This window comes from Streptomyces sp. NPDC087428, assembly GCF_044744085.1.
Taxonomy (GTDB): Bacteria; Actinomycetota; Actinomycetes; order Streptomycetales; family Streptomycetaceae; genus Streptomyces.
On record NZ_JBIUXR010000015.1, the window covers coordinates 165,624 to 188,011 of the forward strand.

22 protein-coding genes and 5 tRNA genes are annotated in these 22,388 nt (G+C 70.1%); 8 read left to right on the forward strand and 19 right to left on the reverse strand.

Annotated features, from left to right (window positions below; genetic code table 11):
- Positions 1–231: 231 nt before the first annotated feature.
- Positions 232–417, forward strand: coding sequence for a 50S ribosomal protein L28 (gene rpmB, locus ACIO3R_RS29880; protein WP_003965989.1), 186 nt, complete (start codon positions 232–234; stop codon positions 415–417).
- 84 nt (positions 418–501) lie between these two features.
- On the opposite strand, the gene thiD is transcribed toward rpmB, so the two are convergent.
- Positions 502–1,311, reverse strand: coding sequence for a bifunctional hydroxymethylpyrimidine kinase/phosphomethylpyrimidine kinase (thiD, locus tag ACIO3R_RS29885; RefSeq protein WP_385034563.1), 810 nt, complete (start codon positions 1,309–1,311; stop codon positions 502–504).
- Between the two features lie 10 nt (positions 1,312–1,321).
- Complete coding sequence (locus tag ACIO3R_RS29890) at positions 1,322–2,293, reverse strand: thiamine-phosphate kinase (RefSeq protein WP_123461888.1); 972 nt, start codon at positions 2,291–2,293, stop codon at positions 1,322–1,324.
- Between the two features lie 320 nt (positions 2,294–2,613).
- Between ACIO3R_RS29890 and ACIO3R_RS29895 the strand changes: the two genes are divergently transcribed.
- Both ACIO3R_RS29895 and ACIO3R_RS29900 read left to right on the forward strand, forming a co-directional pair.
- Complete coding sequence (locus tag ACIO3R_RS29895; RefSeq protein ID WP_385034566.1) at positions 2,614–2,847, forward strand: Lrp/AsnC family transcriptional regulator; 234 nt, start codon at positions 2,614–2,616, stop codon at positions 2,845–2,847.
- 20 nt (positions 2,848–2,867) lie between these two features.
- Positions 2,868–3,353 carry a DUF3515 domain-containing protein gene (locus ACIO3R_RS29900; RefSeq protein ID WP_385034568.1) on the forward strand — a complete coding sequence of 162 codons (486 nt, stop codon included), beginning with the start codon at positions 2,868–2,870 and terminating at the stop codon, positions 3,351–3,353.
- A gap of 47 nt (positions 3,354–3,400) precedes the next feature.
- Here ACIO3R_RS29900 and ACIO3R_RS29905 read toward each other — a convergent pair whose 3' ends face one another.
- The 3 genes from ACIO3R_RS29905 to ACIO3R_RS29915 all read right to left on the reverse strand — a co-directional run bounded on the left by ACIO3R_RS29905 (position 3,401) and on the right by ACIO3R_RS29915 (position 6,413).
- The gene (locus ACIO3R_RS29905) at positions 3,401–4,558 is read right to left on the reverse strand and encodes a D-alanine--D-alanine ligase family protein (protein ID WP_385034570.1); all 1,158 of its coding nucleotides are present in this window, start codon (positions 4,556–4,558) and stop codon (positions 3,401–3,403) included.
- A 95-nt stretch (positions 4,559–4,653) separates the two neighbouring features.
- Positions 4,654–5,664: an NAD(P)H-dependent glycerol-3-phosphate dehydrogenase gene (locus tag ACIO3R_RS29910; RefSeq protein WP_385034571.1), complete on the reverse strand. Its 1,011-nt coding sequence runs from the start codon at positions 5,662–5,664 to the stop codon at positions 4,654–4,656.
- The gene (locus ACIO3R_RS29915; protein WP_385034573.1) at positions 5,661–6,413 is read right to left on the reverse strand and encodes a lysophospholipid acyltransferase family protein; all 753 of its coding nucleotides are present in this window, start codon (positions 6,411–6,413) and stop codon (positions 5,661–5,663) included. Before ACIO3R_RS29915 ends, ACIO3R_RS29910 begins: the two co-directional genes overlap by 4 nt.
- 159 nt (positions 6,414–6,572) lie before the next feature.
- On the opposite strand from ACIO3R_RS29915, the gene cofC reads away from it, so the two are divergent.
- Both cofC and ACIO3R_RS29925 read left to right on the forward strand, forming a co-directional pair.
- On the forward strand, positions 6,573–7,256 hold the full coding sequence (gene cofC, locus ACIO3R_RS29920; RefSeq protein ID WP_385034575.1) for a 2-phospho-L-lactate guanylyltransferase: 684 nt from the start codon (positions 6,573–6,575) through the stop codon (positions 7,254–7,256).
- Between the two features lie 10 nt (positions 7,257–7,266).
- Positions 7,267–7,470 carry a hypothetical protein gene (locus tag ACIO3R_RS29925; RefSeq protein WP_362963580.1) on the forward strand — a complete coding sequence of 68 codons (204 nt, stop codon included), beginning with the start codon at positions 7,267–7,269 and terminating at the stop codon, positions 7,468–7,470.
- Positions 7,471–7,587: 117 nt separating this feature from the next.
- On the opposite strand, the gene ACIO3R_RS29930 is transcribed toward ACIO3R_RS29925, so the two are convergent.
- The 4 genes from ACIO3R_RS29930 to leuC form a co-directional block, all read right to left on the reverse strand.
- On the reverse strand, positions 7,588–8,262 hold the full coding sequence (locus ACIO3R_RS29930; RefSeq protein WP_385034577.1) for an HU family DNA-binding protein: 675 nt from the start codon (positions 8,260–8,262) through the stop codon (positions 7,588–7,590).
- A gap of 143 nt (positions 8,263–8,405) precedes the next feature.
- On the reverse strand, positions 8,406–8,633 hold the full coding sequence (locus tag ACIO3R_RS29935; protein WP_123461880.1) for a hypothetical protein: 228 nt from the start codon (positions 8,631–8,633) through the stop codon (positions 8,406–8,408).
- 104 nt (positions 8,634–8,737) lie between these two features.
- Positions 8,738–9,331, reverse strand: coding sequence for a 3-isopropylmalate dehydratase small subunit (leuD, locus tag ACIO3R_RS29940; RefSeq protein WP_385034580.1), 594 nt, complete (start codon positions 9,329–9,331; stop codon positions 8,738–8,740).
- A gap of 5 nt (positions 9,332–9,336) precedes the next feature.
- Complete coding sequence (leuC, locus tag ACIO3R_RS29945; protein WP_385034582.1) at positions 9,337–10,800, reverse strand: 3-isopropylmalate dehydratase large subunit; 1,464 nt, start codon at positions 10,798–10,800, stop codon at positions 9,337–9,339.
- A 174-nt stretch (positions 10,801–10,974) separates the two neighbouring features.
- On the opposite strand from leuC, the gene ndgR reads away from it, so the two are divergent.
- Positions 10,975–11,691 carry an IclR family transcriptional regulator NdgR gene (gene ndgR / locus ACIO3R_RS29950; protein ID WP_024490257.1) on the forward strand — a complete coding sequence of 239 codons (717 nt, stop codon included), beginning with the start codon at positions 10,975–10,977 and terminating at the stop codon, positions 11,689–11,691.
- 204 nt (positions 11,692–11,895) lie between these two features.
- Here the strand turns inward: ndgR and ACIO3R_RS29955 are convergent.
- The 10 genes from ACIO3R_RS29955 to ACIO3R_RS30000 all read right to left on the reverse strand — a co-directional run bounded on the left by ACIO3R_RS29955 (position 11,896) and on the right by ACIO3R_RS30000 (position 17,488).
- Positions 11,896–11,968 (reverse strand) — tRNA-Glu (locus ACIO3R_RS29955).
- Between the two features lie 27 nt (positions 11,969–11,995).
- Positions 11,996–12,067, reverse strand: a tRNA-Gln gene (locus ACIO3R_RS29960).
- Between the two features lie 12 nt (positions 12,068–12,079).
- Positions 12,080–12,152 (reverse strand) — tRNA-Glu (locus tag ACIO3R_RS29965).
- 60 nt (positions 12,153–12,212) lie between these two features.
- Positions 12,213–12,285 (reverse strand) — tRNA-Glu (locus ACIO3R_RS29970).
- Between the two features lie 33 nt (positions 12,286–12,318).
- Positions 12,319–12,390 (reverse strand) — tRNA-Gln (locus ACIO3R_RS29975).
- Positions 12,391–12,475: 85 nt separating this feature from the next.
- Positions 12,476–13,195 (reverse strand): HAD family hydrolase, encoded by a 720-nt coding sequence (locus tag ACIO3R_RS29980; RefSeq protein WP_402110100.1) that lies wholly within the window; start codon positions 13,193–13,195, stop codon positions 12,476–12,478.
- 143 nt (positions 13,196–13,338) lie between these two features.
- Positions 13,339–14,706 (reverse strand): magnesium transporter, encoded by a 1,368-nt coding sequence (gene mgtE, locus ACIO3R_RS29985; protein WP_385034586.1) that lies wholly within the window; start codon positions 14,704–14,706, stop codon positions 13,339–13,341.
- A 266-nt stretch (positions 14,707–14,972) separates the two neighbouring features.
- Positions 14,973–16,445 carry a glutamate--tRNA ligase gene (gene gltX / locus ACIO3R_RS29990; RefSeq protein ID WP_402110102.1) on the reverse strand — a complete coding sequence of 491 codons (1,473 nt, stop codon included), beginning with the start codon at positions 16,443–16,445 and terminating at the stop codon, positions 14,973–14,975.
- Entirely contained in the window at positions 16,438–17,214 is a 777-nt protein-coding gene (locus tag ACIO3R_RS29995) for a fumarylacetoacetate hydrolase family protein (protein WP_123461875.1), read from the reverse strand. Before ACIO3R_RS29995 ends, gltX begins: the two co-directional genes overlap by 8 nt.
- A gap of 82 nt (positions 17,215–17,296) precedes the next feature.
- Complete coding sequence (locus ACIO3R_RS30000; RefSeq protein ID WP_385034590.1) at positions 17,297–17,488, reverse strand: hypothetical protein; 192 nt, start codon at positions 17,486–17,488, stop codon at positions 17,297–17,299.
- Between the two features lie 586 nt (positions 17,489–18,074).
- On the opposite strand from ACIO3R_RS30000, the gene ACIO3R_RS30005 reads away from it, so the two are divergent.
- Both ACIO3R_RS30005 and ACIO3R_RS30010 read left to right on the forward strand, forming a co-directional pair.
- The gene (locus ACIO3R_RS30005) at positions 18,075–21,890 is read left to right on the forward strand and encodes a nitrate- and nitrite sensing domain-containing protein (protein WP_402110104.1); all 3,816 of its coding nucleotides are present in this window, start codon (positions 18,075–18,077) and stop codon (positions 21,888–21,890) included.
- Positions 21,891–21,899: 9 nt separating this feature from the next.
- Positions 21,900–22,313: a roadblock/LC7 domain-containing protein gene (locus tag ACIO3R_RS30010; RefSeq protein ID WP_024495006.1), complete on the forward strand. Its 414-nt coding sequence runs from the start codon at positions 21,900–21,902 to the stop codon at positions 22,311–22,313.
- Positions 22,314–22,388 lie beyond the last annotated feature (75 nt).

A 22,388-nucleotide genomic window follows, 5' to 3' on the forward strand; every position in this document is an offset into this window, starting at 1 on the left:
GGGGGCGGCGGGCTGCACCGCAGGGTAGCCCCGGCCGGCGGGCCGGGCGGGGTCAGGGGCCGGGCGGGCAGCTGTGGAACCCATGGTAGTTTCGTATCTCCGACGCAGGCGTTGTATGCTGCTTCGGTTGCCCGACGAGAGTCGGGACATTCCCCCGGTACCGCCACTTCAGTCAATGAATCCGGCGTGCCGGAATTCACTGTAAGTGCATCTGAAGTTTTGGAGTGACCCGTGGCTGCCAACTGCGACGTTTGCGGCAAGGGGCCGAGCTTCGGCAACAGCATTTCGCACTCGCACCGCCGTACGTCCCGTCGCTGGAATCCCAACATCCAGCGCGTGCGTGCCGTGGTCGGGCGGACGCCGAAGCGGCTCAACGTCTGCACCTCGTGCATCAAGGCCGGCAAGGTCGCGCGCTGACGTTCCCGTCGTAGCGCAGCCTTACCGGTTGCCCAAAAAGCCGGTCCACCTCGGTGGACCGGCTTTTTGCTGTGCTCGGGCTCCTCAGCGGGCGTTCCGCAGCCGCCACCCGTGGTCGACCGGGCCGATCCCGGCGCCCAGCGCGAAGCCCGCCGCGATGGCCCCGGTGACATAGGACTTCGCGGCCCGTACCGCCGTGGGCACGTCCTGGCCCCGGGCCAGCCCGCAGGCGATCGCGGAGGCGAGGGTGCAGCCCGTGCCGTGCGTGTGGCGGTTGTCGTGGCGGGGGGCGCGCAGCCAGTGCTCCTGCGAGCCGTCCGTCAGCAGGTCGACGGGGTCGCCGGGCAGGTGCCCGCCCTTGATGACCACCCAGCGGGGCCCGTGGCCGAGCAGTTGTGCCGCGGCACGCCGCATCCCGGCCTCGTCGGTGACCGTCATGCCCGTGAGCTGCGCCACTTCGTCCAGGTTCGGGGTCACCACGGTCGCGACGGGCAGCAGCTTCGTGCGCACCGAGTCGAGTGCCTCGGCGGCGAGCAGCGGATCGCCGTGCTTGGAGACGCCCACCGGGTCGACGACGGCCGGGGCGTCCGTCGCGGCGATGAGTGCGGCGACGGTCTCGACGAGGGCGGCGGAGGAGAGCATGCCGGTCTTGACGGCGTTCACGCCGATGTCGTCCACCACGCTGCGGTACTGGGCGCGCACGGCCTCCGCGGGCAGTTCCCAGGCGCCCTGCACACCCAGCGAGTTCTGGGCGGTGACGGCGGTCAGGACGCTCATGCCGTGCACACCGAGCGCCAGCATCGTCTTCAGGTCGGCCTGGATGCCGGCACCGCCGCCGGAGTCGGATCCGGCGACGGTGAGCACACGGGGAGGTACGGCGGAGGCTATGGGCATACGCCGCAATCTACTGGGCGTCCTCGATGTCCCCGAAGTGGTCCCAGCCGCTCTTGCTGGTCCAGGGCGCCCCGTCGACCGTCACCTGGGGCAGCGCCGAGGGGTTGAGTACCTCGCCGATCACCTTCCAGCGGGCCGGCAGCTTCACGTCCGGTGGGAACGTCGCGACGATCGCGTGGTCCTCTCCCCCGGTGAGCACCCACTGGAGGGGGTCCACGCCGACGGCCTGCCCGATGTCGGACATCTGGGACGGGATGTCGATGCGTCCGGAGCGCAGGTCGATCCGGACCTTGCTCGCCTCGGCGATGTGCCCGAGGTCGGCGACGAGTCCGTCGCTGACGTCGGTCATCGCGGTGGCGCCGAGTCCGGCGGCCGCGGGACCGGCGTGGTACGGCGGTTCGGGCCGCCGGTGCGCCTCGACGAAGGCGCGGGGCGAGCGGAAGCCCCGGGAGAGCACGGCGTATCCGGCGGCGGACCAGCCGAGCCAGCCGGTGACGGCGACGACGTCGCCGGGCTGGGCGCCCGCCCTGGTGACGGGTTCGTGGTTGCGCAGATCGCCGAGCGCGGTGATCGCGACGGTGATGGTGTCGCCGCGCACCACATCGCCGCCGACCACGGCCGCCCCGGCGACCTGGCACTCGTCGCGGATGCCGTCCATGAGCTCCCCGGCCCAGGTCACCGGGAGTTCGGCGGGGACGACAAGACCGAGGAGCAGCGCGGTGGGCACGGCTCCCATGGCGGCGATGTCGGCGAGGTTCTGTGCGGCGGCCTTGCGGCCCACGTCGTACGCCGTCGACCAGTCACGCCGGAAGTGCCGCCCCTCCAGCAGGATGTCGGTACTGGCCACGACCCTGCGGTCGGGAGCGGTCACGACCGCGGCGTCGTCGCCGGGGCCGAGCCGTACCGCCGGAGTGGTGGTGAGCCGGGACGTCAGCTCTCTGATGAGCCCGAACTCCCCCAACTCGCCCACGGTTCCCTTCACCGAGTCTCACCCCTCATCTGTCGCGCCGGACGGGCGTCCGGCCTGTTTCGTCGGCCTGCCGGCGCCCGGACCGTGAACCGGCCCCGGGGGGCGGTCCGTCCTGGTGGTCACGGGCATGCGCGTCCCCCGTCCGCACCGCTGGACTTGCGGTCGCGGGCCGTCACTGCTGTCGGTACTGTCAAGAGATACGTCAACTTGTGTGTTCTGTACGCCACGCTGTGGACGTCATCCGGCCCGCAGGTCTCCCCGCGGCCCGCGGCAACGCGATACCGTGGCGTCCCTTTCCCCCACATGATCCTCGTGGCCGCCCTGGAGGTTCCGTGGTACAGGCGTACATCCTTATTCAGACCGAGGTGGGCAAGGCGACGACAGTCGCCGCGACCATCGCGAAGATCCCGGGAGTGATCCAGGCAGAGGACGTCACCGGCCCCTACGATGTGATCGTGCGCGCTCAGGCCGACACGGTCGACGAACTCGGGCGCATGGTCGTTGCCAAGGTCCAGCAAGTGGACGGCATCACCAGAACTCTGACCTGCCCGGTCGTGCACCTGTAACCCCCGTCTAGGCTGGGCCGGTGACGTCTTCCCGCCGCCGGCTCTCCCGCCCCGTGTTCCTCGGTCCGTCCGCTGCCCTGGTGCTCATGGCCGCGGCGGGCTGCTCCTCCAGCGACGCTTCGGCATCGGTCACGGTTCCCACCCCGTCGTCGGAAGCCGCAGCCTACTGCCGTGCGTTGCACAAGGAGCTGCCGCGTACCGTCGCCGGTGAGGAGCGCGCTGATCCCGGTTCCGGCTCGGACCTGACCGCCGGGTGGGGGGACGGGGAGATCGTACTGCGCTGCGGTGTCCCGCGCCCCGCGAAGATGGACGACGCCCAGTCGAAGGCGGTGGACGCGAGCGGCGTCAACTGGATGCTGGAGCAGCAGGAGGACGGCCGGCCGCGTTTCACGACGACGTTGCGCAGGGCGTACGTCGAGGTGACGTTGTCGGCGGCGTACGCGCATGACGCGAGTCCGCTGGCGGCCTTCGCCCCGGCGGTCAGGAAGACCGTTCCCAGCCTGTAGGGCGTGTGCTCCGGTGCGGAGCACACGCCCGAGGCCGTCGGTACGGGTCAGCGCAGTCCGGTCGGCCGGTTCAGCGCCGCCTGGATGAGCCGGTCCACCAGCTGCGGGTAGTCGACGCCGCTCTCCCGCCACATGCGCGGGTACATGGAGATCGGGGTGAAGCCCGGCAGGGTGTTGATCTCGTTGATGACGAAGCCGCCGTCCTCGGTGAGGAAGAAGTCGGCACGCACCAGGCCCTCGCAGGACACCGACTCGTAGGCCTCGACGGCGAGCCGCTGGACCTCCGCGGTCTGGTCCTCGGTGAGCGGGGCCGGCACGATGCCGGGCGCCGCGTCGATGTACTTGGCCTCGAAGTCGTAGAAGTCGTGCGAGGTGACCGGCGGGATCTCGGCCGGCACGCTGGCGCGCGGCCCGTCCTCGAACTCCAGCACCCCGCACTCGATCTCGCGGCCCCGCAGCAGCGACTCGACGAGGAACTTGGGGTCGTGGCGGCGGGCCTCCTCGATCGCCTCGTCGAGGCCGGAGAGGTCGTCGACCTTGGTGATGCCGATCGACGAGCCGGCCCGTGCGGGCTTCACGAAGAGCGGCCAGCCGTGGTCGCCGGCGAACTCCACGATGCGCTTGCGCGCGGCCTGGGGGTCCTGGTCCCACTCGCGGGGGCGGACGACGACGTACGGCCCGACGGGCAGCCCGAAGGAGGTGAAGACGCGCTTCATGTACTCCTTGTCCTGGCCGACCGCGGAGGCGAGGACTCCGGCGCCGACGTACGGCACTCCGGAGAGCTCCAGGAGGCCCTGGAGCGTGCCGTCCTCACCGTAGGGGCCGTGCAGAACGGGGAAGACGACGTCGACCTCGCCGAGCGCCTTGGGGACCGAGCCGGGTTCGCTGTAGACCACTTCACGGCTGCCGGGATCGACGGAGAGCACCACGCCGCCCTCGTCGGACTCGGCCAGCTGGGTCACGTCCGGCATCTTCCGGTCCGTGATGGCCATGCGTTCGGGTTCGTCGGCGGTGAGCGCCCAGCGGCCGTCCGTCGTGATGCCGATCGGCAGGACGTCGTACTTCGTCCGGTCGATGGCGTTCAGGACGGCACCGGCCGTGACCACCGAAATGCCGTGTTCGGAGCTGCGGCCGCCGAACACGACGGCCACACGCGGCTTGCGGAGCTGCTGCTCCGTGCTCTGGGGGAGGTTCTCGCTGCTCATATCGCGATGAGCGTACCTGCTGGTACGGGTCGCGTCAGCGCCGCCGGTGCCGTCCGGCGGGTCAACCCGGCCGCAGTCGGCCCGTGCCCGGGTCCTCAGTGCCGCTCGGCCTTGGCGCTGCGCGACATCAGTTCCTTGAGCGCGACCATCGGGGGCTTGCCCTCGTGGACGATGCCGACGACCGTTTCCGTGAGGGGCATCTCCACCCCGTGCCGGCGGGCCAGATCGAGCACCGATTCGCAGGACTTGACGCCCTCCGCGGTCTGCTTGGTGACGGCGATGGTCTCCTGGAGGGTCATGCCTCGGCCGAGGTTGGTGCCGAAGGTGTGGTTGCGCGAGAGGGGCGAGGAGCAGGTCGCCACCAGGTCCCCGAGTCCGGCGAGGCCGGAGAAGGTCAGCGGATCGGCGCCCATGGCGTGGCCGAGCCGAGTGGTCTCGGCGAGGCCGCGGGTGATGAGCGAGCCCTTGGCGTTGTCGCCGAGCCCCATGCCGTCGGCGATGCCGACGGCCAGCCCGATGACGTTCTTGACGGCGCCGCCGAGCTCGCAGCCGACCACGTCGGTGTTGGTGTACGGGCGGAAGTACGGGGTGTGGCAGGCGGCCTGGAGGCGGCGCGCCACCGACTCGTCCTGGCAGGCGACGACGGCCGCGGCGGGCCGGCGTTCGGCGATCTCCTTGGCGAGGTTGGGCCCGGTGACGACGGCGATGCGGTCGGCGCTGACACCGGTGACGTCCGCGATGACCTCGCTCATCCGCTTCGCGGTGCCGAGTTCGACGCCCTTCATCATGGAGACCAGCACCGTCTTCGACTCCAGGTGCGGGGTCCAGTCGGCGAGGTTGGCGCGCAGCGTCTGGGAGGGCACGACGAGCACGGCGAAGTCGGCGTCGCGCAGCGCCTCGGCGGCGTCCGTGGTGGCCCGGACCGAGGCGGGGAGCTCGATGCCGGGCAGGTAGTCCGGGTTGGTACGGGTCGTGTTGATGGCCTCGGCGACCTCGGCACGGCGGCCCCACAGGGTGACCTCGCAGCCGGCGTCCGCGAGGACCATGCCGAAGGCCGTACCCCATGAGCCGGTTCCGAAGACGGCTGCTTTTACGGGGTGCGTCACTTGGGTCCCTCTCCTTCGGACTTGCGCCGCAGTTCCGCGCGGGCCTTGCGGTGGTCGTAGAGCTCGGTGGGGGCCTGCTGTCCGCGTACGTCCGCCAGCTGCTCGGTGATCGCGAGCATGATGACCTCGGTCGCCTCGCGCAGCACCTCGGGCGTCGGCTCCATGTCGTAGAACCGGGAGAGGTCGACGGGCGGACCCGCCTGGACCTGGAGGGTCTTGCGGGGGAAGAGCCGCAGCTTCTTGTCCGTGGCGTAGGGCGGCATCGCCAGGTTGGCGCCCCACTGGGCGACGGGGATGACCGGGGCCCTGGTCATCAACGCGACGCGGGCGGCGCCGGTCTTGCCGCCCATCGGCCACATCTCGGGGTCGCGGGTCAAGGTGCCCTCCGGGTAGAAGGCGACGCATTCACCGCGCTCGATGGCGTCGACGGCGGCCCTGAAGGCGTCCAGCGCGTTGGTGGTCTCGCGGTACACGGGAATCTGGCCGGTGCCGCGCAGCATCATTCCGACAAAGGGGGTCTTGAAGAGCCCCGCCTTGGCGAGGAGCCGCGGCACCCGGCCGGTGTTGTACTGGAAGTGCCCGTACGAAAGAGGGTCCAGATACGAGTTGTGATTGACCGCAGTTATAAATCCGCCGTCGGCCGGAATGTGTTCCATCCCCCGCCAGTCGCGCTTGAACAGAACCACCAGCGGCGGTTTTGCGATGACCGCTGCCAAGCGGTACCAGAAGCCGATTCTGCGGCGGGACACCCGGACACCTTTCTCTATGGACCTGACTGTGGAGCTGTGCTGCCTGACTACCGACGGTCAAGTCTCGCCCCAGGCCCCTGCTCTGTCGAGAACACCGTACGCCTCACCTTCGGGACCGATCCTCCGGGTTGTCGCACCGGCAGGCGAGAATAGGCGGCCATGCGCATCGAGGGGGAGACCGCCACGAACACCGACCCGACCGGCCGCTGGTCCCTGGTCGTCCCGTTGAAACCCCTGGCGCGGGCCAAGAGCAGGCTGGTGCCCTCGTCCGGCGCCCTGTTGCGGCCCCGGCTGGCCCTGGCCTTCGCCCAGGACACCGTGTACGCCGCGCTGGCCTGCCGGGCCGTCGCCGATGTGGTGGTAGTCACGGACGACGCGACGGCCGGCGCCGCGCTGGCGGCCCTCGGCGCCCGCATCGTGGCCGACTCTCCCGCCGCCGGGCTCAACGCGGCCCTCGCGCACGGTGAGCGTGCGGTGCGGGCGGCCCGGCCCGGAGCGGCCGTCGCCGCGCTCAACGCGGATCTGCCCGCACTGCGCCACACAGAATTGGCGCGGGTGCTCGATTCCTCAGCCGCTTTTTCCCGGGCTTTTGTGACCGATGCGGCGGGAATCGGAACAACATTTCTGGCCGCTGGGCCAGGAGTGGAATTGCGCCCGGCTTTCGGCGGTCCGTCCCGGGCCCGGCATCTCGCGTCGGGCGCCGCGGAAATCACACTCTCCGGCATCGATTCGGTCCGCCAGGACGTGGACACCGGCGACGATCTGCGGGCGGCGCTCGCCCTGGGCGTGGGCCCCTACACGGCGGGGCGCTGGGCCGCGGGGGTCCCCGCGATGGACCGATAGGCTGCCGTTCATGCAGGCGACCTCGTACACGTACGACCCCGAGACCCGCACCGGCAGCGTGCTGCTCGACGACGGCACCCCGGTGGATTTCGACGCCCCGGCCTTCGACGCCGGCGGCCTGCGGCTGCTGCGTCCGGGCCAGCGGGTGCGGATCGAGGGCAGCGGCGAGGGCGCCGGACTGCGGATCACCCTGGTGACGCTCCAGACCTTCTGAGCCCCGTGGCGGCGCCGGCCCGCCGAGCCCTGTCGCCCTGCCCCGAACAGCCCGCGGGCCGGGCCCCCCGAGGGGAGCCCGGCCCGGCGCGTGTGAGGAGCCCTTTACTGCTCGGTCTCACTTCTTCCGTGCAGTGGCCTTCTTGGCCGTGGTCTTGCGCGCCGTGGTCTTCTTCGCGGGCGCCTTCTTCGCCGTGGTCTTCTTGGCGGGCGCGGTCTTGCTGGCGACCGCCTTCTTCGCGGTCGTCGCCTTCTTCGCCGCTGCGGGGGCCGCCTTCTTCGCGGCCGCCGTGGTCTTCTTCGTCGCCGCGGACGTCTTCTTCGCGGTGGTCTTCTTGGCGGTGGCCGTGGTCTTCTTCGCCGCTGCCACGGTCTTCTTGGCGGTGGCCTTCTTCGCCACGGCCTTCTTCGCGGTCGCCTTCTTCGCGGCCGCCTTGGCCGTCGTACGGGTGGAAGATCCGCCCGAGAGGCTGCCCTTGGGTGCCTTCTTCACGGCCACATCGTTCTTGGGGAGCTTCTTCGAGCCGCTCACCAGGTCCTTGAAGCCCTGTCCCGCACGGAAACGGGGCACGGACGTCTTCTTGACCCGTACGCGCTCACCCGTCTGCGGGTTGCGGGCGTAGCGGGCCGGGCGGTCGACCTTCTCGAACGAGCCGAAGCCGGTGACCGAGACCCGGTCACCTGCGACCACTGCACGAACGATCGCGTCGAGTACCGCATCGACGGCGTCCGCGGCCTGCTGACGGCCGCCGACCTTGTCGGCAATCGCTTCTACGAGCTGCGCCTTGTTCACGTCTTCCCCTTCGGAGACATAGCCAGAACGAAAGTGTTCAAGCTTTTTCGCACGTTAGGCAGATATATACCGCAAATCAAACACGAAACGGGCTAATCACCCTAGTGCCGCAACGAAGTCGACCGCTGCGCAGTTCCGCAGAGTCAGTCACCTTCGGGGAATCGGCCCTCATCGAGGTCCTTCATCAACCGGTCCAGACGCCTTGCTGCATCTGGGAGATCGTGCTTCGCCGCGGCCGTGACGACCAGCAGCTTCCGGGACAGCGCCATCCGTACGCCCTCCGGGACTTGCAGTGCACGCACTCGTGAGTGCGCTTCCTTCAATTGGTCGGCGACTTGGCCGTAAAGCTTGAGTTGGCTGTCGCGTTCCATGCACCGATTGTGCCATCTGGGGCGAGTTGTCGCCCGACGGGGTCTCAACAAGCGACTGCGCCCCCTACCAGAAGGCAGGGGGCGCAGTACTGAGAAAGCGCTGCTCAGGCGTTAATGGTACGTGGCTTGTGGGCCGGCCTGGTCGCCTCGTAGGCCGCGATGTCCGGTTCGTTCTGCAGGGTGAGGCTGATGTCGTCCAGCCCGTTCAGCAGCCGCCAGCGGGCGTTCTCGTCGAGTTCGAAGGCGGCGGTGATGCCCTCGGCGCGGACCTCCCGGGCCTCCAGGTCGACCGTGATCTCGGCCTTCGGGTCGGCCTCCGTCAGCTCCCACAGGGTGTCGACGACCTGCTGGTCCAGGACCACGGTCAACAGCCCGTTCTTCAGCGAGTTGCCGCGGAAGATGTCGGCGAACCGGGAGGAGATGACGGTCCTGAAGCCGAAGTTCTGCAGGGCCCAGACGGCGTGCTCGCGGGACGAGCCGGTGCCGAAGTCGGGGCCGGCCACCAGGACCGAGGCACCCTTGCGCTCCGGGCGGTTGAGGACGAAGCTCTCGTCCTTGCGCCAGGCCTCGAAGAGCCCGTCCTCGAAGCCGTCCCGGGTGACCTTCTTCAGCCAGTGGGCGGGAATGATCTGGTCGGTGTCGACGTTGCTGCGGCGCAGCGGGACGGCCCGGCCGGTGTGTGCGGTGAAAGCTTCCATGGTTCTCAGACTCCGGCGGGCGTGCGGTCGTCGGACAGATCGGCAGGCGAGGCCAGATGGCCCAGCACGGCGGTGGCGGCGGCGACCTGCGGGGAGACCAGGTGCGTCCGGCCGCCCTTGCCCTGCCGGCCCTCGAAGTTGCGGTTCGAGGTGGAGGCGGAGCGCTCGCCGGGGGCCAGCTGGTCGGGGTTCATACCGAGACACATCGAGCAACCCGCGTGCCGCCATTCGGCTCCGGCGGTCTTGAAGACCTTGTCCAGGCCCTCCTCGACGGCTTGCAGGGCGACCCGCACGGAGCCAGGGACGACCAGCATCCGCACCCCGTCGGCGACTTTGCGGCCGTCCAGGATCGCGGCCGCGTTGCGCAGGTCCTCGATCCGGCCGTTGGTGCAGGAACCTACGAAGACGGTGTCCACATTGATCTCGCGCAGCGGCTGCCCGGCGGTCAACCCCATGTACTCCAGGGCCTTTTCCGCGGCGTTGCGCTCCGAGGCGTCCTCGTACGAAGCGGGGTCGGGGACGTTGGCCGACAGCGGCGCGCCCTGGCCGGGGTTGGTGCCCCAGGTGACGAACGGCGCCAGTTCGGCGGCCTCGATGACCACCTCGGCGTCGAAGACCGCGTCGTCATCGGTGCGCAGCGTCTTCCAGTACGCCACGGCGGCGTCCCAGTCCTCGCCCTGCGGGGCGTGGTCGCGGCCCCGCAGGTAGTCGAAGGTGGTCAGGTCGGGGGCGATCATGCCTGCCCGCGCTCCGGCCTCGATCGACATGTTGCAGATGGTCATCCGGGCTTCCATCGAGAGCTTCTCGATGGCGGAGCCGCGGTATTCGAGGATGTAGCCCTGGCCGCCGCCGGTGCCGATCCGCGCGATGATCGCGAGGATCAGGTCCTTGGCGGTGACGCTGTCGGGCAGTTCGCCCTCGACGGTGATCGCCATCGTCTTCGGGCGGGCCAGCGGCAGCGTCTGGGTGGCCAGTACGTGCTCGACCTGGCTGGTGCCGATGCCGAACGCCAGCGCCCCGAAGGCGCCGTGCGTGGAGGTGTGGGAGTCGCCGCACACGACCGTGGTGCCGGGCTGGGTCAGGCCCAGCTGCGGGCCGACCACGTGCACGACGCCCTGCTCGACGTCGCCCAGGGGGTGCAGCCGGACGCCGAAGTCCGCGCAGTTCTTGCGCAGGGTCTCCAGCTGTGCGCGGGAGACCGGGTCGGCGATCGGCTTGTCGATGTCGAGGGTCGGGGTGTTGTGGTCCTCGGTGGCGATGGTGAGGTCGAGGCGCCGCACCGGGCGCCCGGCCTGCCGGAGACCGTCGAAGGCCTGCGGGCTGGTCACCTCGTGCAGCAGGTGCAGATCGATGAAGAGGAGGTCGGGCTCACCTTCGGCGCGCCAGTGGGGGCTCCCCTGGTCGAGCGAAGTCGAGACCTTGGGGATGACATGGTCGTCCCAAACCTTCTCCGCGAGTGTCCTACCCATCGCTTTCCCTCCGGCCGGCGTCGTCGCCGGCCCAACTAGAGATTCGGTGCGCCCCCGTCCGAACCCCCGTGCGGGGCGGTGGCTACGGGCCGTTGTGGGGCCGCCCGTACAGGTTCGCAACTTCCCTGGAAAATTGAACTTGCGTTTCACAGAGTGAGACGCGAGTATCGTCGTATGGACAACTCTAGCGGCGTCGGCGTTCTCGACAAGGCAGCTCTGGTACTGAGCGCCCTGGAGTCCGGTCCGGCCACCCTCGCCGGGCTGGTCGCGGCGACCGGGCTCGCACGACCCACGGCCCACCGGCTGGCCGTGGCACTGGAACACCACCGCATGGTGGCGAGGGACATGCAGGGCCGCTTCATTCTCGGCCCCCGGCTGTCGGAGCTCGCGGCGGCGGCGGGCGAGGACCGGCTGCTCGCCACGGCGGGACCGGTGCTCACCCATCTCCGCGACATCACCGGCGAGAGCGCTCAGCTCTACCGCCGGCAGGGCGACATGCGGATCTGCGTGGCGGCGGCGGAGCGGCTGTCCGGTCTGCGGGACACCGTGCCGGTCGGCTCCACGCTCACCATGAAGGCGGGGTCGTCCGCCCAGATCCTGATGGCCTGGGAGGAGCCAGAGCGCCTGCACCGCGGCCTCCAGGGCGCCCGCTTCACCGCGACGGCCCTCTCGGGCGTACGGCGCCGGGGCTGGGCCCAGTCGATCGGCGAGCGGGAACCGGGCGTCGCCTCGGTCTCCGCCCCGGTGCGCGGCCCCTCGAACCGGGTGGTCGCGGCGGTCTCGGTCTCCGGGCCGATCGAGCGGCTGACCCGCCACCCGGGCCGGATGCACGCCCAGGCCATCATCGACTCGGCCGCCCGGCTGAGCGAGGCCCTGCGCCGCACCGGCTGACACGACGCCCTCACCCTTCCGGAACCGGCCGCCCCAGCGCCGTGGCGGCCTTCTCAACACCCGTGACCCACACCGGAGTCGACCGGACCCCCACGCCGGTCGGAGCGGGACCACCACGGCAGGCCGTCCGGGCCCCAACATCCTTGCGGGCACAAGCAGAAGGCCCCCCACCGAGGTGAAGGGCCGCTGTCTGATGCTCTGTTGTACCCCCGACCGGATTCGAACCGGCGCTACTGCCGTGAGAGGGCAGCGTGCTAGGCCGCTACACAACGGGGGCTTGGATACTGCGACTTGCTGTCTTGCGCTGGGCTACCAGGACTCGAACCTAGAATGACGGTACCAGAAACCGTAGTGTTGCCAATTACACCATAGCCCATGGTGTTACAAGTACCCCCGACCGGATTCGAACCGGCGCTACTGCCGTGAGAGGGCAGCGTGCTAGGCCGCTACACAACGGGGGCCCTAGCGATCCTGCATCGAGAGCGTGGGTGCGACCCAGATGTTCTCGCGGGAAGGATCTGTACCCCCGACCGGATTCGAACCGGCGCTACTGCCGTGAGAGGGCAGCGTGCTAGGCCGCTACACAACGGGGGCTTGTTCTTACTACGTGCTACTTGCTGTCTTGCGCTGGGCTACCAGGACTCGAACCTAGAATGACGGTACCAGAAACCGTAGTGTTGCCAATTACACCATAGCCCAATGAAACGCAACCCTTGGGGGTTGTATTTCTTACTGCGCTTCCCGCTCGGATTTTTTGTCCCGCTCGGGTGACGCAGGAAGAACATTACCTGAAGGTGTCCGGCGCTCCAAAACGGGTATCGCCCACCAGCAGGCCGGGAAGCTGGTCCAGGGCCGTGATCCGGACGAGTTCGGGACGTCCGCCCCGGCCGGTCCGGTCCAGCCAGATCCCCCTCAGCCCGGCGGCCGTCGCTCCGGCGGCGTCGATGTCGGGTTCGTCCCCGACGTAGACGACGTCGCGCGGATCGAGCGCCATGGCCTCGCAGGCAGCGTGGAAGGCCCCGGCGGCGGGCTTGGAGATGCCCAGCTCAACGGCGCAGACCACTACCTCGAAGCGGTCCCGCACCCCGAGTGTCCGCAATTTGCGGTCCTGGTTGTGAATGCTGGAGTTCGACAGGACCGCGTGCCTGAAACTGCCTGCCAGCCGGTCCAGCACGGGCACGGTGTCCGGGAACAGCGACCAGGCGGCCTCGTAGTGGGCCGCGTGCCGGGCGAACCACTCGTCGGCCTCGGCGTCGCTCAGTACCCGTCCCAGAAAGGCGTGTACGCGCTCGCGCCGCTGTCCCTGGAAGTCGAGCTCCCCGGCGGCGAAGCGTGCCCACTGCACGTCCGTGACGGCTTTCCATACGTCGAGGGCGTGTTCGACGGAGTCGCACCCCTCCGGCAGGCCCTCGCGCCCCAGATGCTCGCGCATGCCGGCTCGGTCGGCTCCCGAGTAGTCGAAAATCGTGTCGTCGATGTCCCAGAGAACCGCTCGAATCGGCATGCCCACCAGCGTATGTGCCCGGGTGGCGAGCAGGTCGTCGATCCGCTCAAGTGGGAACGGGCCGTCCGGCCCGCCCGTCGCGGCGGGGCGCGTACCGGCGTCCGCGTGCCGTCCTCGGTGTCCGGCTCCCGTCGTGGGTGTGGTCAAACGCCCAGGACGGCTTTCGCCGTCAGGAAGTAGATGACCAGGCCGGTGGCGTCGACGAGGGTGGTGACCATGGGGGCGGAGACGACCGCCGGGTCGATCCGCAGCCGCTTGGCCAGCAGCGGCATGGCGCCGCCGATCGTTGCCGCCCACCCGCAGATGATGACCAGGGTGATGCCGACCACCAGGGCGATCTTCGCGCTGACGAACACGGTGCCCACCACCAGGCCGAGCAGGGCCAGCAGCGAGCCCAGGACCAGGCCCACCCGGCACTCGCGCCAGATCACCTTCATCAGGTCCGAGCTGCGGACCTCGCCGACCGCGAGAGCGCGTACGCAGGCGGTGGCGGCCTGGGCGCCGGCGTTGCCACCCGCGCCGATGAGCATGGGGATGAACAGGGCGAGGGCGGCGACCTGCTCCAGGGTGGCCTCGAACGCCTGGGTCACGCCGACCGTGAGAGTCGCCGCGACCAGCAACAGACTCAGCCACAGCGCCCGGTAGCGGGCGAGCTGCCACACGGAGGCGGCCATGTAGTGACCGGCCCACGGGGCGGCACCGGCCTGCCGGGCGACGTCCTCGGTGTCGGCGGCCTCGATGACCTCCACGGCGTCGTCGATGGTGAACAGTCCGACGAGCCGGTCCTCGCTGTCGACGACGGGCAGGTTCAGGTCGTTGGTCTCGCGCATCAGACGGGCCGCGGACTCGGCGGAGTCCGTGGCGTACGCGGAGGCCGGTTCGGTCACGACCAGTCTGGAGATCATCGTGTCCGGCGCGTCGAGCACCAGCTCGCGCAGTTCCACGAGGCCGGTCAGCCGCCGCCCGGAGTCCACCACGGGCAACGTGTACACCGTCTCCACGTCCGCGCCCTTCGCCCTTACGGTCCGTAGCGCCTGCTCGACGGTCAGGTCCTGCGGCAGCGCGATCACCTGGGGCGTCATGTACCGGCCGACGGAGCCCTCCGGGTAGCCGAGCAGGGCGGAGGTCATCCTGCGTTCGTTGGGGCTCAGCCCGCCCAGCACCCGCTTGACGACCTTCGCGGGGGCTTCTCCCAGCATCCTGGCCCGGTCGTCCGGATCCATGCCCTCGATGAGATCCAGGAAGGAGCGGTCCCGCAGCCCTTCCAGGATCGGCTGCTGGTCGACCGGCTCCAGTTCCTCGAAGACCTCCAGCGCCCGGTCCTTGGACAGCAGGCGGAACGCCAGCCCGGCGTCGACCGCGTCCATACGCGCCAGCTCATCGGCGATCACATGCGGCGGATTCCTCTCCAGCCACTCCTGGGCGGCACCCAGCCGCTGGTCCTTCACGAGGTCCCGCAACGGCTCGGCCGACTCCGCGCTCGGCTCTTGGGGCAGGTTCGAGTGCGGCATGGCAGGTCCTTAGGCACAGCGGTGGATCAGAACATCGACACGAACCGCACCAGCGCCAGCCGATATCCCGCTCGGGATGGCTGCGCTACGCGGCGTACGGACTTGGAGGCTCGCCGCTCATCGCAGCACCACCCCCCGCTTCCCGTAACCCTTGCCGGTACACCGCGCCACCCTGACAGACGCGATCGCACGGTATCGCGCGTGTCGTGAACGGCGGAGGCCGGGGCTCCCGCGTGGAGCCCCGGCCTCCCGCGTACGTACGACCGCTACGCGGCCAGCTTCGCCAGTGCCGCGTCGACCCGGGTCAGGGTCTTCTCGCGGCCCAGGATCTCCAGGGACTCGAAGAGGGGCAGGCCGATCGTGCGGCCGGTGACGGCGACGCGGACCGGGGCCTGGGCCTTGCCGAGCTTCAGGCCGTGCTCCTCACCGGCGGCGAGGATGGCGTTCTTCAGGGCGTCCGCGTTCCACTCGGCGTCGGCCAGCTTGGCGCGGGCCGTCGCGAGCAGGGCGTCGGAGCCCTCCTTCATCGCCTTGGCCCAGGACGCCTCGTCGGTCACGGGCTCGTCGAGGAAGAGGAAGTCGACGTTGGCCGTGATCTCCGAGAGGACCGTGACACGGGTCTGGGCGTGCGGGGCGATCGCCGCGAACAGGTCCGCGTCGAAGGCCTCCGGGGCCCAGGGGGCGAACGGGGCGCGCAGCCACGGGCCGCAGGCCTCGGTGAAGGTCTTCACGTCGAGCCGGCGCACGTGCTCGGCGTTGACGTGCTCGCACTTCTTGAGGTCGAAGCGGGCCGGGTTGGCGTTGACGTCCTCGATGTCGAACGCGGCGACCATCTCGTCCATGTCGAAGATGTCGCGGTCCTCGGCGATCGACCAGCCGAGCAGCGAGAGGTAGTTGAGCAGCCCCTCGGGCAGGAAGCCGCGCTCGCGGTAGAGGTTGAGCGAGGCCTGCGGGTCGCGCTTGGAGAGCTTCTTGTTGCCCTCGCCCATGACGTACGGCAGGTGGCCGAACGCGGGGGTCTGCTTGGCGACGCCCAGCTCGATGAGCGCCCGGTACAGGGCGATCTGGCGCGGGGTGGAGGAGAGCAGGTCCTCGCCGCGCAGGACGTGGGTGATGTCCATCAGCGCGTCGTCGACCGGGTTGACCAGTGTGTAGAGCGGGGCGCCGTTGGCGCGGACGATGCCGTAGTCCGGCACGTTCTCCGGCTGGACGGTGATGTCGCCGCGGACCAGGTCGGTGAAGGTGATCGCCTCGTCGGGCATCCGGAAGCGGACGATGGACGTGCGCCCCTCGGCCTCGTACGCGGCCTTCTGCTCGGCGCTCAGGTCGCGGCAGTGGCCGTCGTAGCCGGACGGCTTGCCGGCGGCGCGGGCGGCGTCGCGGCGGGCGTCGAGCTCCTCGGTCGTGCAGTAGCAGGGGTACGCGTGGCCGGCGGCGAGGAGCTTCTCGGCGACGTCCCGGTAGATGTCCATGCGCTGCGACTGGCGGTACGGGGCGTGCGGGCCGCCGACCTCGGGGCCCTCGTCCCAGTCGAGACCGAGCCAGCGCATCGAGTCGAGGAGCTGCTCGTACGACTCCTCGGAGTCGCGCGCCGCGTCGGTGTCCTCGATGCGGAAGACCAGGGTGCCCTGGTGGTGCCGGGCGAAGGCCCAGTTGAAGAGAGCCGTCCTGACCAGGCCCACATGGGGGTTGCCGGTCGGGGAGGGACAGAAACGTACACGGACCGGTCCGTTAACCACGCTTGATCACCTTGTTGGTGAGAGTGCCGATGCCTTCGATGGTGACGGCGACCTCGTCGCCGACGTGCAGGGGTCCGACCCCCGCGGGGGTGCCGGTGAGGATCACGTCGCCCGGGAGCAGTGTCATGGCTTCCGTGATGTGGACGACCAGGTCCTCGATGGAGCGGATCATCTCGCTCGTCCGGCCCAGCTGGCGTTGCTCGCCGTTGACCGTGGCCTGGATGGTGAGGTCGCCGGGGTCGAGGTCGGTCTCCACCCAGGGGCCGAGCGGGCAGGAGGTGTCGAAGCCCTTGGCCCTGGCCCACTGCTTCTCGCGCTTCTGGGCGTCACGCGCGGTGACGTCGTTGGCGCAGGTGTAGCCGAAGATGACGTCCTTGACCCGCTCGCGCGGCACTTCGCGGCACATCCGGCCGATGACCACGGCCAGCTCGGCCTCGTGGTGCAGGTCGTCGGAGAACGAGGGGTACTCGATGGCGTCGCCGGAGCCGATCACCGAGGTGGTGGGCTTGAAGAAGGCGACGGGGACGTCGGGGACCTCGTTGCCGAGTTCCGCGGCGTGCTCCGCGTAGTTGCGGCCGATGGCCACGACCTTGTTGGGGAGCACGGGCGGCAGCAGCCGGACCTTGTTCAGCGGGACCTTGGTCCCGGAGAGCTCGAACTCGGCGTACGGGATGCCCTTGATGATGTCGAGGACGAGACCATCGGGCCCGTCGCCCTCGACAGCGCCGAAGGCGACATTGCCGTCGATGGAGAACCTGGCGATGCGCACGGGAAGCTGTGGCCCCTCACTTGCTGGCTGACTGAAGACTGACGCTCCAGGCTAGCGCGGGTGAGGGGGGACACCGCGCGCATCACTCCGCGGCGGCGGTGGTGGCCCCGGGAGCGACCATGAGGATCGTGCGGCGGGGGTTGGCCGTCTGCGTCGGCAGGTCGAGGGCGTGCTCCGGCCGCTCCGGCGTCCGCAGCGCCTCGGCGTCCTCGAGGTGCGCCAGCGTCGTGCGCCGGGGGTTGGCAATGTTGCGGAACATCATCGTCGTCTTCATCTGCCGTTCGGACCCTGTCGGTAGGGGCGCCGCCCGGAGGGGCGCCGGTTGTCGGTTCTGCCATCCCTGTAAAGCGTCAGGCTAAACATCCGATTCCCTCCGGGAGCCCGGAAGAGACGACGATCATCATGTGAGTTTGCTCACCAGGGCCCCGACAATTACCCCGATTACGGGCGGCCGACCCGACCGGAAGAACCGGACATTGCACCACTGAATGAACCATTCCGCTCCTGATCATGTCGTCTGGGACACCCGTCACCCTCACCTGATTCACCCGCAATAGTCCGTTATGACAGTGAACCGGCTCCACGGCTTGTTACGCCGTCATCACAACGTGTCACGCAGGTCACAGCCAGGTACCTGGCCCTTGTTGGAGATCCTGCACTGTGCTGGAATTCCACGCACCGCCGCAGGTTTCAGGCCGGCGCGCAGGGGGCGCAACGCAGCGCCGAGCCGAGTGGCGGCGGGAAGGGGAAGAACGCCGGTCACTCAAGACCACCATGGGGCGGTACAACGCCCCACGACGCCGACACCGTTCCATCCGTCCATGACGGGGGGAACGCCTGGTCCAGAGGTTGCGACGCTAGTGCAGGGACGTTTCAAGAGGGATGGCAGCGCAGCGGCTGAACAGGAGCCGCGCGGCGGGACCGACCGCGGCTCCTCGCCCCAGCACGCCCAGAACCCCGGACCGGCCGCGGCCGGTGACAGCAGCGACCGCGCCAAGCGCTCCGGCGCCGCGGCGAACGGCGGCTCCGATCCGATCACGTCCCTCAAGCCACAGGGCCCGGTCAACACCGGATCGCGAATGGCTCTGCGTAACTGGCGCATCAGTACGCGCCTGGTCTCCCTGCTCGCCCTCCCGGTGGTCGCCGCGACCAGCCTGGGTGCCCTCCGCATCAACGACTCCATGAACGACATCCAGCAGCTGGAGCACATGCAGCTGCTGACCAAGATGACCAAGCAGGCGACGTCGCTGGCCCAGGCGCTCCAGGAGGAGCGCGACCGGTCGGCGGGCCCGCTGTCCAACGGAGTGCCTGCCACCGACTTCAAGGTCACCGAGCCGCGGAAGAAGGCCGACCGCGCGAAGAAGGCGTTCCTCACCGCGACGAACGACATCGGTGACACCGAGGGCGACGAGGCCCTGGAGAGCATCCACTCCAGCGTCCAGCAGATCGCCTCGCAGCTGGGCGGCATCCGCGACATCCGCAAGCAGGCGTTCGCCAAGGGCACCCCGAGCCTGCAGACCGTCGACGCGTACAGCCAGCTGATCACCTCGCTGCTGAGCCTCTCGCAGGACATGGCGCAGGCGACCAGCAGCCCCGAGATGATCAAGCGGACCCGTGCCCTGGCGGCCTTCTCCTCCGCCAAGGAGTACGCCTCGGTCCAGCGCGCGATCATCGCCGCGGCGCTGCCGGGCGGCAACGACAAGCAGCCGAGCCTCGATTCGAACGACCGCCAGTTCGGTCTGGCGGCGCTGCGCAAGGAAGACCTGGCGCGTCGCTCGTTCGGGTCGATCTACACGACCACCGGCAACAGCGCGGACGAGCTGACCGCGACGCTCGACGAGGGCAACCCCGAGATCAAGGCCGCCGACACCTACGCCAAGAAGGTGCTCGACAGCCCGACCAGCATGGCCGGGACGGCCCGGCGTTCGTACCTCGACTGGTACGACCAGGACTCCAACAAGATCCAGGCCATGAAGCAGATCGAGGAGACGCTCCTCAGCGACATGGAGGGCAAGGCGCGCGAACTGCGCGACGAGTCCCAGCGCGAAGCGATCATCAGCGGTGCGCTCATCCTGCTGGTGCTCGGCGTGTCGCTGGTCGGCGCGTTCGTCGTCGCCCGGTCCATGATCCGCTCACTGCGCCGGCTCCAGGACACCGCGACGCGCGTCGCCCAGGACCGGCTGCCGGAGCTCGTCAAGCAGCTCTCCGAGGCCGACCCGCAGGACGTCGACACCTCGGTCGAGTCGGTCGGCGTGCACTCCCGCGACGAGATCGGCAAGGTCGCCGCGGCCTTCGACGACGTGCACCGCGAGGCCGTCCGGCTCGCCGCGGAGCAGGCCCTCCTCCGGGGCAACGTCAACGCGATGTTCACCAACCTCTCGCGCCGTTCGCAGGGCCTCATCCAGCGTCAGCTCTCGCTCATCTCCGAGCTGGAGTCGCGCGAGGCCGACCCGGACCAGTTGTCCTCGCTCTTCAAGCTCGACCACCTCGCGACCCGTATGCGCCGTAACGGCGAGAACCTCCTCGTCCTCGCGGGCGAGGAGCCGGGCCGCCGGTGGACCCGTCCGGTGCCGCTGGTCGACGTGCTCCGTGCCGCCGCCTCCGAGGTGGAGCAGTACGAGCGCATCGAACTGGCCGCGGTGCCCGCCACCGAGGTCGCGGGACGCGTCGTCAACGACCTCGTGCACCTCCTCGCCGAGCTGCTGGAGAACGCCACGTCGTTCTCCTCGCCGCAGACGAAGGTCAGGGTCACCGGTCACGCGCTGCCCGACGGCCGGGTGCTCGTCGAGATCCACGACACGGGTATCGGGCTCTCCCCCGAGGACCTCGCGGCGATCAACGAGCGGCTCGCCTCGCCGCCCACCGTGGATGTCTCGGTCTCCCGCCGCATGGGCCTGTTCGTGGTCGGCCGGCTGTCCCTGCGCCACGGCATCCGTATCCAGCTGCGGCCCTCCGACTCCGGTGGTACGACCGCGCTGGTCATGCTCCCCGTCGATGTCGCGCACGGCGGCAAGATGCCGGTTCCGAAGCAGGCCCAGGGCCAGCCGCCCGCTCCCGGCGGACTGTTCGCCGGCGGTGCGCCGTCCGGTGGACTGCTCGCCGGCGGTGCGCCGTCCGGTGGACTGCTCGCGGGCGGCAACGCTCCGCGCCCCGGTCTCGACAGCTCTCCGTCGGCCCCCGGCGGCCGGCTCCCGGCCGGCCCGGGTGCCAACCGCGGCCAGGTCGGCGCGGGTTCCGGTCCGCGGGCCGCGCTGCCCGCCCGGGACACCTCCGGCCGGCCGCAGAACCAGCCGGGGCAGCCGGGGCAGCCCGGCCGGCCCGGTCAGAACAGCCAGCCCGGCCAGCAGAACTCCGGCTTCCAGAGCGCCGGCCTGTCCAACACCGGTCCGCAGGGCCGGCCGCCGCAGGACGGCCCGCGCCAGGGGCCGCCGCGCCAGGGCGGCGGACTCTCCGGCGCCTTCGGCGGCGGTGCCCGGCTGGGCGCCCGCGGCCAGGGCGACGGCGCCGGACGTACCGACGCGGGCCAGCCCGGCGGGCTGTTCGCCCAGCGGCGGCCGGAGCAGAACAGCCAGGGCGCGGGCAACGGCCCCGGCCGGCAGAACCCGGCGGACCAGGGCGGCTTCCAGCAGCCCGGCGGTCCGGGCGAGAACGGCCGCCAGCTGCCCCCCGTCGGCGGTCCGCGTGCGGAACTGCCCGGTGGCAGCCCCGCTCCGGGCCCGTCGGGCCAGGGGTACCCCGGTCCGCAGCGCCCGCAGACCACCAGCTGGGGCTCTGAGGAGCAGTCCGCACCCCAGCAGCGCTCCCCGCTCGACGCCCCCCGCGGTCACGAGGAGCCCGAGTCCACCGGCCAGTTCCAGCGCCCGTCGAACCCGCCGCTCAGCCCGCGTCCGCCGATGGACGACCGGCAGGGCCCCGGCTCCACCTCGGAGTTCGCCCGCCCGGACTTCTCGGCGCCCGCTCCGGGTGCGCAGCAGTACGGGGCAGGCGCGCCGCAGACACCGGACCCGGCGAGCACGGCGCAGTTCGCCCGCCCCGACTTCGGCCGTCCGCAGGACCAGGGGCAGGGCCGGCCCGCGCCGGTCCGGCGTGACCGCGGCGACGAGGACTTCGGTGCTCCGCGGCCGCCCGTCGCGCCGCAGCCGCAGCAGGAGCCGCAGTACCGGCAGCCCGAGGCGCTTCCGCCGGCCGCCGGGCCCGGCGACGGCCGTACGCCGCTGTACGACACGCTGGAGACCAACTGGTTCCACGGTCCGCAGCAGAACGGCCAGCAGCCGCCCGCCGCGCCGCAGGCACCGGACTTCCCCCAGCAGTCCGCCGACGAGCGCCCCGCTCCGCCCGCACCGCAGCGCGATACGGGTGACACCAACGGCGTCACGAGCTCCTGGCGCGCCTCGCCGAACGACGAACTCGTCCGGCAGGCGGAGCGGGTGAAGAAGCCCGCAGCAGGCGGAATCACCACTTCCGGTCTGCCCCGCCGGGTGCCGCGTGCCAATCTGGTACCGGGCACCGCCCAGCAGCAGAACCATCAGTCCGGTCCCCAGGTGTCGCGTGCGCCCGATGATGTGCGCGGGCGGCTCACCAATCTCCGCCGGGGTATCCAGCAGGGGCGTCAGGCCAACAACGGCCAGTCGACCGGCAGTTTCCCACTCGGCCCCACTCACCAGCAGGAGCGTTAGTTGAGCCCGATGAGTCAGGCCGCGCAGAATCTGAACTGGTTGATCACCAACTTCGTGGACAACACCCCCGGGGTGTCGCACACGGTGGTGGTCTCCGCAGACGGCCTGCTGCTGGCGATGTCCGAAGGTTTCCCGCGCGACCGCGCCGACCAGCTGGCGGCTGTCGCCTCCGGTCTGACCTCGCTGACCGCGGGTGCCTCCCGGATCTTCGAAGGCGGCGCCGTCAGCCAGACCGTGGTGGAGATGGAACGCGGGTTCCTCTTCCTGATGTCCGTCTCCGACGGTTCCTCACTTGCCGTACTGGCCCATCCGGACGCCGATATCGGTCTGGTCGGGTACGAAATGGCTCTGCTGGTGGACCGGGCGGGCACTGTCCTCACCCCGGACCTCCGTGCCGAGCTCCAGGGCAGCCTGCTCCACTAGGCGGCCATGAATCGGTGACACAGACGATTACCCCAGGTACCGCAATCAACCCTCGCCCGTCCGGCCGCTTAGAGC